Raw genomic sequence first — 14,490 nt, forward strand, 5'->3', positions numbered from 1 at the left:
TGCCGGACGTCATGTCATGGACCTCATTCCTGTGGTTTCCCGATATCGCCGAGGCTCCGATGGACCTCGACGTTGATTCCGGTGAGCTGGGATTGGTTGCTGAGCACGTCGTAGCCGTTCCGGCCGGTCGGTGCGAGACTGTTCACGTTCACACCGCCGTGGCGGCTGGCGACGCCGAGTCCGCGCGCCGTGCGCTGCCCCCAGCCGTGCGTCATCGCGACGACACCGGGGCGCAGCGCGTCGTCGTAGCACAGCACCGCCTCGACCGAGCCGTGCCGATTGCCCACCGTGACCAGATCACCCTCGACCAGTTCCCGCCGCCGCGCGTCGTCCGGATGCATCCACAGCGGATTACTCTGGTGCACACCCTGTTTGAGCACCGCGAGGTTGTGCAGCCAGCTGTTGACCATGTAGTAGGTGCGGCGGGTGATCAGCTTGAGCTGATCGGGACTCTCCCCCGACAACTCCTCGAAGATGTCCTCGGCACTGCGATAGGCGCGCCGGAACAGGTCCGGGCAGCAGTCGATCAGACCGTCGTCGTGCTGCACCGCGATGCTGAACACCTGCGACGGGACCGCCTCCGGCAACACCACCGTCCCGCCCGGCGTCGCCGCCAGTTGCTCGATGCTCAGTCCGGCATCGCGCAAGGTGGCCTCGACGGCGGCGAACGGATCCGGGTCCGGATCGTCGAGCGCTGTGCGAACACCCAGTTCCTGCTGGATGCGCGACAGGATCCACCATTCGTCGCGGCGCTCGGCCGCGGGCGCCACCACCGCGGGCGTGTACTGCACATACGGTTCCAGCGCCACCCCCATGGTGTTCAAGAAGTTGACATCGGCCCGTTCCAGCCAATCCGTCGCGGGCAGCACATAATCCGCGATCTCGCCGGTGACCGTGCGATACAGGTCGACGGTGACGATCAGCTCCAGTTGCTCGAAGGCCCGGCGCAGCCGCTCCTCCCCGCCGACCGACAGCAACGGGTTGCCCGACACCACGATCAGGGCGCGGATCGGCTCGTCGGGATCGGTGATGAATTCCGGCAGCAGCGCGGCGGGCAGATCACCACCGACCGTGCGCAGCTCACCCACGGGGCTCTGGAAGAACGGATCCACCCGGCGGCGTTTCGAACTCTGCACCACATCGGCAACACCCCGCGAGTAGATGTTGCCGCCGCGACGGCCCAGGTTCCCGGAGAACAGGCTGACCATCGTGAGCATCCAGTAGGCCAGCGCGCCCTGCCTGCCCTGGTTCACTCCGGTAGCCATGTAGATCGCCGCACTGGGTGCCGCGCAGAAGTCGTCGGCCACCTGCCGGATCGCGGCGGGCTCGATGCCGGTGACGGCGGCGATCCGTTCGACCGGGTAGCGTGCCACGAAATCGAGCAGCTCATCGATATTGCGTGCGTGGCGGGCCACCGCGGCGCGGTCGTACCCGATCCGGAAGACGATCTCGTGCAGAATCCCGGCGAGGAAATAGAAATCGGTATCGGGCTTGATCAGCAGCACCTCGCCGGTATCGGGTGTCGAGGACTCGATCCGGCGCGGATTGACGAACAGCACGGTGCCACCGCGTGCGGCGACGGCGCGGATCTTGGCCATCGGATCCGAAATATGAATCAGGGTCATATGCGAGACCAGCGGATTGCTGCCCAGGCACAGGAAATAGTCGGTGTGCAGGAGATCGGGAATCGGGTGCGCCATCGAAGCGCCGTAGATCGCCTCGCTGGCAGCGTATTTGGCCGAGGTGTCCTGAGTGCCGGCGCTGAACCGCATCCGGGTGCCGAATCCACGGGACAAGGCGGCCGCATTGGAATAGTAGGCGCTGTTGAAGGCCGACGGATTGCCCTGATAGACGGCGAGGGCATTGCGTCCGTGCCGGGTGCGCACATCGTCGATGGCGGCCGCGATCTCACGAACCGCGCTGTCCCAGTCGATCGGTTCGAACACACCGCGTTGCTCGCTGCGGGGGTTCTTCCGCTTCAACGGGCGGTCGAGGCGGTCCGGATCGTCGTGCACCCGCAAGTAGTGCACGCCCTTGTGGCAGGCGAACCCTTTGTGCACCGGGTGGTTTCGGTCCGGCCGCAGGCCCAGCACGGCCCCGTCACGCACCTCGGCGAGCAGGCCGCAGCCGGGCTCGCAGATTCGGCAGAAGGTGGATATCCGCTGGGCCCCGGCGGAATTCACGGCGCCACCCGGCCGGAGTCGAGTGCCGACGCGGCGACCGCGGCCGCGGCCCGCACATCGACGATCTTGACGCGCGGCCGTCCCGACGCGCGACCGCGCTCGCGTTCGTATCGGTCGATCTCGCGCCAGTCGGCGCCGCTGAGCGCCTCGGGCCGGCGGGAACGCACCAGCGCGGTCAGCTCCGCCGCCGATCCGGGCGGATCGGCGAGCCGCCCGTTGCGATGGTCATCGAGCAATGCGGCGACGGTCTCCGCGGCGCAGTACCGGTTGGTCCCGATCACACCGGTGGCGCCGCGTTTGATCCAGCCCGCCACGTAGTGGCCCGCCAGCGGGCGCCCGGTGCCCGGATCGACGACGCGGCCCGCGGCATTGGCGACCGTACCGGCGGCCTCGTCGAACGGCAGACCCGCGATCGGCAGGCCCCGATATCCGACCGCGCGCAACACCAGACCACAGTCGATCCGATCCGCGCGACCGGTGACGGTGTCAGCGACATACAGCGCCTCGGTTCGCCCGCGGCCGTGTACGGCCTCGGGCGTCCATCCGAAGCGCAGCACGATGCGCCGATTTCCCGGCGTCGGCCGCCGGTGCGAGTATTCGGCCAGGATCCGCAGTGCGAGTGGTGCGTCCGGCCCGGCCGCCACGGTCGGCTGCACGTGGATGTCGACACCGGGCAGTGCGCCCAGGGCGAGAAGTTCGGGCGTGGTGCAGGCCGCGTGCTCCGGCCCGCGCCGACCGAGCACCACAACTTCCTCGATGTCGCTGTGCGCCAACGCGGTCAGAGCGTGGTCGGCGATATCGGTGCCCCGCAGGCCGTCCGCTCCCGCGACCAGGATCCGGGCGACGTCGAGTGCGACATTGCCGGTGCCGACCACCACGGCCCGCCGCGCGGTCAGGTCGAACACGCGATCGGCGTGTTCGGGGTGCCCGTTGTACCAGGCGACGAATTCGCGAGCGGAGTGGCTGCCCGGCAGATCTTCCCCGGCGATACCGAGCGCACGGTCTCCGGCCGCCCCCGACGCGTGGATCACCGCGTGGTGGTGGGCGAGCACCTCGGCTGGGGTGATGTCGGTGCCGATATCGACCCCCAGGTGGAAGTCGAATCCGTCCCGGCGCGCGGTGCGCCGGAATGTGCGGTCGATGGTTTTGGTGCGCGGATGATCGGGCGCGACACCGAAGCGCACCAGACCACCGGCCACCGGTAGTCGTTCGAACATGGTGACCTCGGCGGCGATATCGCGGCGGGCCAGCAGTTCCTCGGCGGCATAGAACCCGGACGGGCCGGATCCGATGATGGCCACCCGCAACGGCGGCGGTTCGGCGACGGTGGCCGTCGCGATCGAGGGCGGCAGCGGTTGCACGTGCGGAGCACTGGGCGCGATGGACCGATTGCGCTCGAAGTACTCGGCATTGACCTCGCGATAACGCTGCTCGTGCGGTCCGAGCGCATCGGCGGAGACGATCGCGTCCACCGGGCACACATCCGAACAGGCACCGCAATCGATGCAGGTGCCCGGATCGATGTGCAGCAGCTCGGCACGCGCGAATCCGCGTTCGGCGGGCGTGGGATGGATGCAGTCCACCGGGCACACCGCCACACATGTCGCGTCGTTACAGCAGTTCTGGGTGATCACGTAGGCCATCGGCGGCGCTCCTCGCTGGTGCGGGTGACGGTGATCGGCACACCGTTGAAGATCGGTGCTGCCGTGAGTGCCTCGAGTTCGGTGGTGTCGTCCACGAGCGCGTTGTAATTGGCGCCGGGTACCTGCCCGGAACGCGATGTCCGCAGCCCGGGCCCGTGATGTCCCCAGCCGTGCGGCATGCTCGCCACACCGGGCCGCAGGGTGTCGTCGATCATCAGTTCCGCGGTGACCGTGGCGATCTCCGAGCTCACCTCGACCCGATCACCGTCCATCAGCTGCCGTTCGGCGGCGTCGGCCGGGTTCATCAGCAACGCGCACTGCCGGCCGTCGGGCTGTGGCAGCGCGTTGTGCAACCACGAGTTCATCCCGCGACGCTGGCGGCGATTGATGAGCAGCAGCGGCACGGCCGGGCGGGCCATACTCGCACGCAGTCGCGGCAGGTCCGCGACGATCATCGGCGGCATCAACTCGATCCGGCCGTTCGGTGTGCGCAACACCTGCGGCAGGCGTGGCCGCAGCGGACCGTAGTCGATCCCGTCCGGATGTGCTTGCAGCCGTGCGAGATTCAGCCCGTCGGGGTCGGCCCCGAATCGGTCGCCGTAGGGGCCGCTGCGCAGCCGCAGATCCAGCAATCGCTGCGGGCCGCCGCGCCCGGCCGTCGCCGCCAGGGCCCGGCCCGGGTCGCAGCCGGCCAGCGTCGCGGCCCGCCGGGCCGCGACAGCGGCGATCTCGTCGTCGATCTCCTCGATCGGCCGCTGCGGCGTGCCCCGCGCGATCGCGGCCAGCCGCAACAGGATTCGCCATTCCGCGAGTTCACCGTCGGCGAGGGAGAGCAGCGGCGGCGTGTAGCGGGCGACGTTGCGGATCTGGAAATGCGACAGGGTCACATCGTGATGGCCTCGGGTGGTCACCGGGGGCGGTGGCAGGATCACATCGGCATGCCGGGTGGTCTCGTTGAGATAGCAGTCCACCGCGACGATGAAGTCCAGTGCCCGCAGAGCCTTTTCGACTGCCGCGCTGTTCGGCAGCGAGCGAGCGGGATTACCGGCCAGCAGGATCAGTGCCCGGGTGCGCCCGGGCCCCGGGGTGAGAATCTCCTCGGCGAGGCACACCGCCGGCAACTCGCCCATCATCTCCGGCAAGCCTCGCACCCGGGTACGCCAGCGGTCGTAGGTCAATCGCGCAGGTTTGGTCACCGGCCAGGTGTTCGGCCCACCGCACGGCGGCAGCGCGAACATCGCGCCCCCGGGCCGATCCAGATTTCCGGTGACGATACTCAGCACTTCGACCAGCCAGTTGGCGAGCGTGCCGAACTCCTGCATGCAGGTGCCGATACGCGAATGCGCCACCGCCGCAGGTGCGTTCGCGAATCCCCGTGCCACCGCGCGGATCAGCCGCGCATCGATGCCACAGACCGGAGCGACGGCCTCGGGAGAGAACTCGCGGGCCATGGCGAGCGCCGCGTCGACTCCGTCCACCGAGTCCGGTACCCGCCCGGGCCGCGCCATGTTCTCCGCCGCGATCACCGACAGCACTCCCAGCAGGAACAGCGCGTCGGTACCCGGACGCAGCGGCACATGCAGATCCGCGATCTCGGCGGTGGCGGTGCGCACCGGGTCGACCACGACGAGGGTGCCGCCGCGGGCACGCAATGCGCGCAGTCGGCGGTGCATTCCGGGCGCCATGACGGTGCTGCCGTTGGATACCACGGGATTGGAGCCCAGAATGAGCAGGTAATCGGTGCGGTCGATATCGGGCAGGGTCAACCCGAGCCCGGTGCCGTACAGCAGCATGTGCGCGAGATTCTTCGGCCAGGTGTCCACACTGGCCGGTGAGTAGACACTGCGCGTTCGCAGCGACCCGATCAACTCGCCGAGATAGAACGTGGAGTCGAGGTGGTGAGCGGCGGGATTGCCGTGATACACCGCGCAGCTGCCGGGATCGCCGGTGACGAATTCCGGAAGCCGCCTGTCGATTTCGCCGAATGCCTCGTCCCAGGTGGCCTCCCGGAATTCGCCGCCCGGGGTGCGTAGCAACGGGGTGCGGATCCGGTCGGGATCATTCTCGACGGCGCCGAGCCCGAGGCCCTTCGCACAGCTGTGCCCACCGCTCATCAGGTCGTGCGGATTCGGGGTGATGCGGGTGACCGAGCGCCCGTCCAGCTCGAAGATCAGGCCGCAGCCCGATTCGCAGAGTGGACAGATCCGGTGCCCGGTACGCGTGGCCGTCACCGCGCCGCCCGCTGCTCACCGGGCACCGGCTCGACCGCTACCGGGACCGCCGTCATCGTCGGCATCGCGTTGATCGCCTGCACCCCGGTGCCGGTTCCGATGAGCGCGTTGACATTCACGCCGAACTCCTCGCGCGGGTCGATGGATCCGAAGCAGTGCGTCATCGTCACGGTGCCGCGCGCCACCGTGGCGTCCGCGCGCACGATGGTGCGCACCTTCCCGGTCGCCGACCGCACGGTGACCGGCGCGCCGTCGGTGATGCCGAGTGCGGTCAGATCTTCGGGGTGCAGTGCGGCGGGATTGGTGCCGCCGGGAACCAGCCCCGGCACCCGGGTGCCGGTGGAGTTGACGGCCTCGCGGATCCGCCGGACCGTCAACCGCAGCGGGAAGCCGGCGATGACGATCGTCTCGGTCAGCGCGGCCCGCAACTCCGCGCGGACATCGTCGGGCATCAGTTCGAGCCGGTTGCCGGCGGCCGCCGGATCGGGCGGTCCGACCACCGATCCGCTGTGACCGGCCAGGTGACCGTGCGGTGCGGCCGCGAGGTCGGCGAACCGCAGCCGTCCGCGCTCGGTCATCATGGCCAGCAACTGTTCCGAGGTCGGCTCCGCCGCCGGGTCGAGCACCCGGCCCGCGAACTTGACCGGCTGACCCGATGCGGCCGACAGATCGAGGAAGAACCGCCAGTCGTCGACGACATCGGGCGGCGGCTCGAGCACCGCGGACGTGAACTGTGCGAACGGGTGCGGGAAGAAGGGTTCCATGATCGCGGTGTGGTCGGCGCGCTCGTACATCGTCGTCGGAGCGATCACGTAGTGCGCCAGCCGCGCGGTGTCCGAGAGCCGGGGATCGACGCAGACCAGCAGATCCAGCGATCGCAACGCGCGCAACGTCTTGCCCCGGTCGGGCAGCGCCGCAGCCGGATTGCCGCCGGAGACGATCAGGGCCCGAATCCGGTCCGGGCCCGGTTCGAGAATCTCGTCGGCGAGAATTCCCGACGGCAGTTCGCCCCGGATCGCCCGCACCCCGCCGATCCGGCTCCGGAACCCGCGCTCGTAGGCACGCGCGGGCGGGGACACCTCGGCGCGGGCAGGAATGTGCCGGGTCAGCACGGCCCGGTCGTCGGCGGGCTCCCCTTCGCGTAAATATCTGCCGCACACAACATTCAGAGCGGCCACGAGGTGTTCGGCCAGATTGGAGTGCGGGCCCATGCACAGTCCGGTTCCGGTGGTGGCCATTCCGCGCCCACCGTCGGCGAACAGGCGTGCCGCCCGGCGTACCCGATCGGCGTCGATTCCGCACATGTGCTGTACCACAGCGAGATTCACCTCCGCGACGGCGTCTGCGAGGGCGGGAAGATCCACGACGTGGCGGACGCAGAAGTCGGCGTCGTACCGGTGTTCGGTCAGGATCACGTGTAACAGGCCCGCGAACAGTACGGCATCGGTTCCCGGTCGCGGGGCCAGATGCAGATCGGCGAGGGCGGCGGTTTCGGTGCGGCGCGGATCGACCACGATCAGCCGCAGACCACGAGCCCGGGCGGCACGCAGGGTGACCGACGGATTGTGCACGACGGCGCCGTCGCCGTCGCCGCCGTTCCCCGAGACCATCGGATTGGTGCCCGCGAGCAGCCAGACACCGGCATCCTCGAATCGCTGCCGGCCGCCCAGATAGGTTCCCATCCGTTCGGCCACAACCCATTTCGCGGATTGATCGATGGTCATGGTGGAGAACAGCTTGTGCGATCCGGTGCCCCGGAACCAGGCGCGCGCCAGCATCGGGGTCAGCGCCGCGAAATTCTGCTGGGTGCCCATGAACAACGCGACCGCGTCCGGGCCGTGCTCCTCGACCGTGGCACGCAACCGCCGCGCGATATCGGCCACCGCCGCCGGGACGGTCACCGGCGTCGGTGCGCCGTCCTCGGCGCGCCGCACCGAGGTGGTCAGCCGATCCGCGCCATGCGTGAGCGCACCGGCGCGCCTGCCCTTGGCGCAGGTGTAGCCGCGCGAGATCGGATGCCGCGCGTCGCCGAGAACTCGCGTGATGCGGCCGTCCTCGACATCGAGCAGCACCCCGCACGACGACGCGCACAGACGGCAGTAGGAGATGTGCCGACGCGCGGGCGCACCCATCACCACACCGATCAGGCGGTGGCGGCGGTGCCCTGGACCGCGACCGCTTCGGCGGGCGCTTCCGGGAACCGCCGGCGCAGTGCCGGTTTGGCGAGTTTGCCGGAGAACGTCCGGGGCAGCGGCTCGCCGAAGGCGACCGCATGCTTGGGACGTTTGAACTTCGCGAGGTTCTCCCCGGCGAGCCGCGCGATATCGGCGACGACCTCCGCGGCGGGACGATCACTGTGGAAGATCACCATGGGTACTTCGCCCCACCGATCGTCCTTGACGCCGATCACCGCGAGGTCGGCGACTCCGTCGATGCAGTGCAGCACCTTCTCGATCTCGGCGGGATAGACGTTGAGCCCACCGGAGATGAGCATGTCCTTGCTGCGGTCGACGATCTTGAGGAAACCGCCCTCGTCCTGCAGACCCAGATCTCCGGTGCGCAGCCAGCCGTCGACCAGGGTCGCCGCGGTCGCATCGGGTTTGTTCCAGTATTCGCGCATCACATGCTCGCCGCGCACCAGGATCTCACCGACCTCACCGGCGGGGGTGTCCACACCCGGATCGCCGATCTTGACCTGGGTGCCGACCAGCGCCAATCCGGCGAAGCCGGGCCGCGACAACGCGTCCTCGTAGTTCAGCGTGGCCACCATGCCGGAGGCCTCGGTCAGACCGTAGGCCTGGGTGAGCGGAATGCCGTGGTCGCGGTAGAACTCCACCAGATCCAGTCCGACCGGCGCACCGCCGGTGCCGGCGTAGGTGAACGTCGCGAGCTTGCGAGCCCCGAAATCGGGCAGCGTCGTCATGCGTTCCCAGATCACCGGCACGGTGGTGGTCGCGGTGATCTGTTCGCGTTCGAGAGTGTCCAGTGCGATCTGCGGGTCGTACTCACGCAACAGCACCATCGTCGAGCCGGGCACCACCACCAGTTGCATGAAGATCGACAGCACCGAACCGGTATAGACCAGCGGTGCCGAGCACAGCACCCGGTCGCGGGCGGTGAAGCCGTGGCTGACGGTCTGCGAGATTCCGGGGGCCATCGCGCTGCGATGGGTCACCAGAGCCCCCTTCTGCACCCCGGTGGTTCCGGAGGTGTAGCAGATGAAGGCGCCGTCGTCACCGGCGATCTCGACCCGGGCCGCCGGGCCCGCGTCGATGAGACTGTCATAGGGCCGGTGGGCGCTGCCCCCGATGGCGTAGATCTCGAATTCGGTCTGCTCGGCGGCGACGTCGAGCAGTGGCGCGAAATCGTCCTCGACGATCACCAGCCGGGGGGTGGAGTCCACCACCATCGGCGCCAGCTCTCCGGCGGTGAGCCGGAAATTGAGCGGAACGCTGATGGCGCCGAGCTTGAGAGTTGCCAGGATGACATGGGCCAGCTCGGGCCGATTGAGCATCATCACCGCGACCCGGTCGCCCTTGCGGACCCCCCGGGCGGCCAGGCCGCGGGCGAGCGCGTCGGTGATCGCGTCGACCTGCGCCCACGTCTGCGCGCTGTCGCCGAATACGATCGCCTGCTGCTGCGGGCGAGTCTTGCCCCAGTAGCGAGTCAAGTCCGCAAGGTTCATCTGAGCTCCTCGTCCTCTCCCGGCTGCGCCGGCCGCAGGCATCGGCGGAGTGTGACCACCCTCACTGCAAGTGCCGTAAACCTAACACCCATAGATTGCTGACGCAATACCGGGCGCGATTCCGAATTTACCGACAGAAAGCACGAAAACGACACCCACACAACAACTTTCGTGTGGATGTCGTCATCGCCGAACAGTGGATCAGCCGGGCGGTCGTACCTCTTCCCGGGTGAGCTGTGGATCGGATGCCGCGGCGATGCGGGTGTCGTCGTAGCCGGCCACCTCCCGCAGGACCCGGACGGTGTCGGCGCCGGCCCGCGGTGGCAGGGCGGGTGCGAATTTCTCGCCGGCGACCCGGACCGGGCTGACCACGAACTCGAGCTCCCCGACACCGTCGTAATCGACGCGATAGGTGTTGTCCCGTGCGCGGAAATGCGGGTCGTCGAGCATATCGGCGGCGCTGTTGACCGGACCGCCCGCGATGCCGTGTTCGAGGAACAGGCGCACCCACTCGTCCCTGGTGCGCTGCGCGAAGATCTCCGTCAGCGCCCGCCACACCAGCTCCGCGCGTGCCGGAGCTCCCTCGTCGGCGGTCGCCAGGTCCACTCCGATCAGATCTTCCCGATCGACCGCGACCAGGAAATTGCGCCAGAACTTCTCCACATGGGACCCGAACAGGATGGCCTCGCCGTCCTTGGTCCGATACGCCTCGAGCCGGGGCCAGTCCGGTAGCCGCCCGTCGGCCAGCCAGGTGGGCCGCGGTATCGAACGCTCACGATTGAGCTCCGCGTCCACCAGATCCGGCATCCACGCGGTGGCGACATCGATACCGGACACCTCCACGCGGCATCCAGCACCGGTGTTCGCGGCCCGGTGCAGTGCCGCGAGCAATCCCATCGCCCCGTAGGCGCCCAGCGCGTACATCGCGATCGGCGGGCTGGTCGAGCCCGCGATTCCGTCGGTCGGCGGCCGATCCGGCGTATTCACCTCCCGCAACCCGGCGTAGGCGTCGAAAACCGGTCCGCCGGTGCCCAATCCGCGATACGGGCCGTCGGTACCCATTCCGGATACCGTGCAGAGCACGATCTTCGGATTCACCGCGCGCAGCCGGTCGAAGCCGATACCGAGCCAGTCCAGATATCCGCCACGCATACCCTCGATCACGGCGTCACAGGATCGGGCGAGGTCGAGAAATGCCTGCTTGCCCTGCTCGGTTCGCAGATCCAGAGCCACCGATTTCTTGCCGCGGTTCCACCGCAGGTGCATGAACGCCGGGCCGTCCGGATCCCCGATGGCACGGCTGCCGCCGACCCGGACCGGATCCCCGAGCGGACCGGACTCGACCTTGATCACCTCGGCACCGAGGTCGGCCAGATGTCCGCCCAGCGAGGACGGCGCGAGCTGTGCCACCTCGAGCACCCGGATCCCGTTCAGCAGGGAGAAGCCGCTCATCCGCCCACCTCTTTCAGTTCTCTCGAAATATCTTGTGTCTGTTCGGGTTTCAGCTCGATCCAGAGCCCTTCGGCTTCGGCGAGCAACAGATCGTGGTGATGCAGGGCGCCGTACAGGAATCGTTTCCGCCCCTGCTGCCGGACCAGGCGCGCGGTCACCGTCAGTTCGGTGTACAGCGGGGCGGGTGCGCGGAAGTCGACCGCAAGACGCGCGGTACGCGCCCACGGCCGGTCGTGGTTGGCCAGCCGGGCGAGGATCTCGTCGAAGATCAGCGGTGCGACACCGCCGTTCATGGCGTATCGGCCGGAATGGAAGCGGTTCACCGTCACCCTGCCCACCGCGGCGGTTTCGGTGATCTCGTCCAGGTGCACCGGCGGCGCGAGCGCCTGGCCGTGCCCGGGCAGATCCCAGCGCTTCCCCGCGATCTGCTCGTCCTCGCCGACTTCGAATTCCGCCATCGCGCTACCGATTTCACGCAGGACAGCGGCGGTGGCCGCCGCGGCCCGGGGCGTCGGCCGGCTGCGGGTCACCGCCTCCTGGACGGCACGCAGCGCCTCGATCAGCTCGGCGTATTCGTCGTCGGACTCGGCGGTCGGGCCGAACGGGTCGTCCCATCCGGGATTCCAGATATCGGAGTTCACCGGACCTCCTTCGCCGCCGGTGCCGGTGCGCCGGCGAAGAAGGTCGAGAACATATCGGTGATGGACCGGTGGCCCAGCGTCGATCCGACGATCGCGTTCTCCCGGTCGTATCGCGAGCGCAGGTTCCGGCCCGCTCCTTCGAGGAGCAGCGCCTTGATCTGCCGCAGTCCGTCCGGCGGTTGTGCCGCGACATGTTTCGCGATCTCCACGGCGGCCTCGGCCACCTGGGGCGCATAACGCGTGAGCAGGCCCATCTCATACGCCTCCGCGCCGGGGACGGCACGCGCGGTCATCAGCAGATCCCGGGTCCGCGCGCCGCCGATCAAGGTGTCGAGCAGCCAGGTCAGATTCACGCCGCCGTATTTCGCGGCACCGACCGTCATCGTGGTGTTCGGCCCGCCGACGCGCAGATCCGAGCAGGCGGCGTACATGGTCCCGGCCCCGTGGGCGGCGCCGTCGATCGCGGCGACGGTCGGTTTCGAACAGGTGAGGTAGCGCCACAGCAGCTCCTCACGCTCGGCCATCGACGCCGCGGCCTGTTGCGGCGTCATCGCCGCCAGCTCCTTCAGGTCGTACCCGGAGCAGAACGACTGCCCACCCGCACCGGTCAGGATCACCACGCGCACCGAATCGTCGGCTTCGGCCTCGGACAACGCGGTGCCCAGCCGGCGCTGCAGGGCGATCGGCATGGCATTGCGGGCCGCGGGACGATCGATGGTCAGCCGGAGCACTCCGTGCGCCGGACGGTCCCGGTGTAGTTCGTCGGCAAGGGGCACGGCGCTACCGCGCTCCCGCCGGCTGTGCCGCCCGCTGCCGGTCGAGCTCGGCGACATCGTCGGCGACCATGTTGTGAAATACCTGTCCCGGCAACTCGTTTCGCCCATAGATGAGCTCGTCGACCTGACCGTGCGCGGCGTTCGCGGTGATCGTCTTGGTGACGAACCAGTCCTCGGCGTGCAGCGTCTCCATCAGCAGTTCCCAGTTCTTCTCCAGGATCCGCTCCTCGCGCGGGGTCTCGGGTTTGCGCGGCGACAGCAACCGGATCGTGCAGTAGCTGACATTCGGATCGTCCTTGTCCGGCACGATCGTCCAGATCTCGAAGTGGTTCGGCTCGGTGACCAGCATGGTGCCCGGGTAGACCGTGTAGTTCGCCAGCGAGTAGTCGCGCACGTCGAAGGAGTCCGGATCGGCGTCGCGGACCTCGGTGATCGCCTTGCGCGCGACCACGAGCCGCCAGGAGCGCCCGACCGGATCGAAGGCGGTGATATTGCCTTCGAGGTAGTTGCAGACGGTCTTGGTGTGCAACTGACACAGATGGTAGGAATCCTGCACCCCGTCGACGGCGATCTTCCAATTCATGTCCAGCCGCCAGGTCTCCTTGCGCACCTGATACGACTCGGCCATCCCCGTGTCGGCGACTTCCGCGTCGTGTTTGGCACCCAGCACCGAGGCGATGTCGAGATCGGCGCCGGCGGTGGGCACCACCCAGACCAATCCGTGCCGGACCTCGCACGGAAATTCGACCAGGCCGTAGTCGGCACGCACCATGCCGTCGAAGCCCTCCGCATGCGGCATACCGCGCAGGGAACCGTCCTTGCCGTAGGACCAGTTGTGATACGGGCACGCGAAGACCCGCTTACATCCGGAGTCGGCGAATTCGACCCGGGATCCACGGTGGCGGCACACGTTGGCGAACGCCTTCACGCCGCCGTCGTTCTGCCGGACCACCAGCAGGGGTGTGCCGATCAGCTCGGTGGTCAGAAAGTCGCCGGCGGATTGCAACTCGTCGACATGCGCCACGATATGCGGAAATCGCCGCACCACATCGCGCTCCTTGGCCGCGAGATCGGGATCGTCGAAGACCGAAAAAGGCACGCGGAGAAGGTCGTCCGCATAGTCGGTGGTGTTGTTGTCCACGTGGGCGATGAGCCGCCGCGTGAGCCTGATCTTCTCGTCGCGCTCCATGTTCCGAGAGTGGCACACGAGACAATCATTGTCTAGTGTCTTATCTAAAGGTTTTCGATTCCTTGATAACTTGATACGGTGCTTTCCGTGACTGGAAGCGGCACGGACATCGAGCGCCCGGCCGACACCCGGTCGGCCATTCTCACCGCGGCAGAATCCTGTTTCGCCCGCCTCGGCATCGCGGGCACCACCATGGAGGACGTGGCCAGGGCCGCGTCGAGCTCCCGCGCGACGGTGTACCGCTATTTCGCCGATCGCGACGCCCTGGTCACCGAATCGGTGGTCCGCCGCGCCCACGCCAACATGGATTCCGCGCGTGAATTCATCGCGCGACGGCCGACCGTCGCCGAGCGCATCGTCGAGGGCATCTGCGAGGACGTGCGCCGCGGCCGCCGCGACCCGATGGTGCATCGACTGGTCTCCCCCGGCGAGATGGTGCTCGCGGCCCGGCTGCTCACCGAGTCCGGCCGGGCCGTCGAACTGACCTACGAGCTGTGGCAGCCGATCCTCGCCGACGCACAGGCCGCCGGCACGATCCGCGCCGATCTGGACATCCGGCTGCTGTGCGAATGGATATCGGAGCTGGAGATGCACTACATCGCCCGGGGCAGCACGGACGACGCCGAGGATCTCGACCACATCCGCGCCCAGCTGCGGACCTACCTGCTTCCGGCCCTGCTCCGCTGAGAC

10 protein-coding genes are annotated in these 14,490 nt (G+C 68.3%); 1 reads left to right on the forward strand and 9 read right to left on the reverse strand.

Going from position 1 to position 14,490, the window contains the following annotated elements; translation table 11 throughout:
• Positions 1–23 precede the first annotated feature (23 nt).
• The 9 genes from AB0L57_RS27090 to AB0L57_RS27130 form a co-directional block, all read right to left on the reverse strand.
• Positions 24–2,183, reverse strand: coding sequence for a molybdopterin-dependent oxidoreductase (locus tag AB0L57_RS27090; protein WP_364967754.1), 2,160 nt, complete (start codon positions 2,181–2,183; stop codon positions 24–26).
• The gene (locus AB0L57_RS27095; RefSeq protein ID WP_364967756.1) at positions 2,180–3,826 is read right to left on the reverse strand and encodes an FAD-dependent oxidoreductase; all 1,647 of its coding nucleotides are present in this window, start codon (positions 3,824–3,826) and stop codon (positions 2,180–2,182) included. Before AB0L57_RS27095 ends, AB0L57_RS27090 begins: the two co-directional genes overlap by 4 nt.
• Positions 3,814–6,057 (reverse strand): molybdopterin-dependent oxidoreductase, encoded by a 2,244-nt coding sequence (locus tag AB0L57_RS27100; protein WP_364967758.1) that lies wholly within the window; start codon positions 6,055–6,057, stop codon positions 3,814–3,816. Before AB0L57_RS27100 ends, AB0L57_RS27095 begins: the two co-directional genes overlap by 13 nt.
• Entirely contained in the window at positions 6,054–8,189 is a 2,136-nt protein-coding gene (locus tag AB0L57_RS27105; RefSeq protein ID WP_364967760.1) for a molybdopterin-dependent oxidoreductase, read from the reverse strand. Before AB0L57_RS27105 ends, AB0L57_RS27100 begins: the two co-directional genes overlap by 4 nt.
• Positions 8,190–8,200: 11 nt before the next feature.
• Entirely contained in the window at positions 8,201–9,742 is a 1,542-nt protein-coding gene (locus tag AB0L57_RS27110; RefSeq protein ID WP_364967762.1) for an AMP-binding protein, read from the reverse strand.
• Between the two features lie 201 nt (positions 9,743–9,943).
• Complete coding sequence (locus AB0L57_RS27115) at positions 9,944–11,194, reverse strand: CoA transferase (RefSeq protein ID WP_364967765.1); 1,251 nt, start codon at positions 11,192–11,194, stop codon at positions 9,944–9,946.
• Entirely contained in the window at positions 11,191–11,835 is a 645-nt protein-coding gene (locus tag AB0L57_RS27120; RefSeq protein WP_364967768.1) for a PaaI family thioesterase, read from the reverse strand. Before AB0L57_RS27120 ends, AB0L57_RS27115 begins: the two co-directional genes overlap by 4 nt.
• Positions 11,832–12,668 (reverse strand): enoyl-CoA hydratase/isomerase family protein, encoded by an 837-nt coding sequence (locus AB0L57_RS27125; protein ID WP_364967770.1) that lies wholly within the window; start codon positions 12,666–12,668, stop codon positions 11,832–11,834. The genes AB0L57_RS27120 and AB0L57_RS27125 overlap by 4 nt, the downstream gene beginning before the upstream one ends.
• A complete protein-coding gene (locus AB0L57_RS27130) occupies positions 12,616–13,800 on the reverse strand; it encodes a Rieske 2Fe-2S domain-containing protein (RefSeq protein ID WP_364967773.1) in 1,185 nt (394 codons plus the stop codon). Before AB0L57_RS27130 ends, AB0L57_RS27125 begins: the two co-directional genes overlap by 53 nt.
• A gap of 87 nt (positions 13,801–13,887) precedes the next feature.
• Between AB0L57_RS27130 and AB0L57_RS27135 the strand changes: the two genes are divergently transcribed.
• Positions 13,888–14,487, forward strand: coding sequence for a helix-turn-helix domain-containing protein (locus AB0L57_RS27135; RefSeq protein ID WP_364967774.1), 600 nt, complete (start codon positions 13,888–13,890; stop codon positions 14,485–14,487).
• Positions 14,488–14,490: the final 3 nt, after the last annotated feature.

Origin of the sequence: Nocardia sp. NPDC052254 (assembly GCF_040679495.1) — a bacterium.
In the GTDB taxonomy this organism is placed as follows: Bacteria; Actinomycetota; Actinomycetes; order Mycobacteriales; family Mycobacteriaceae; genus Nocardia.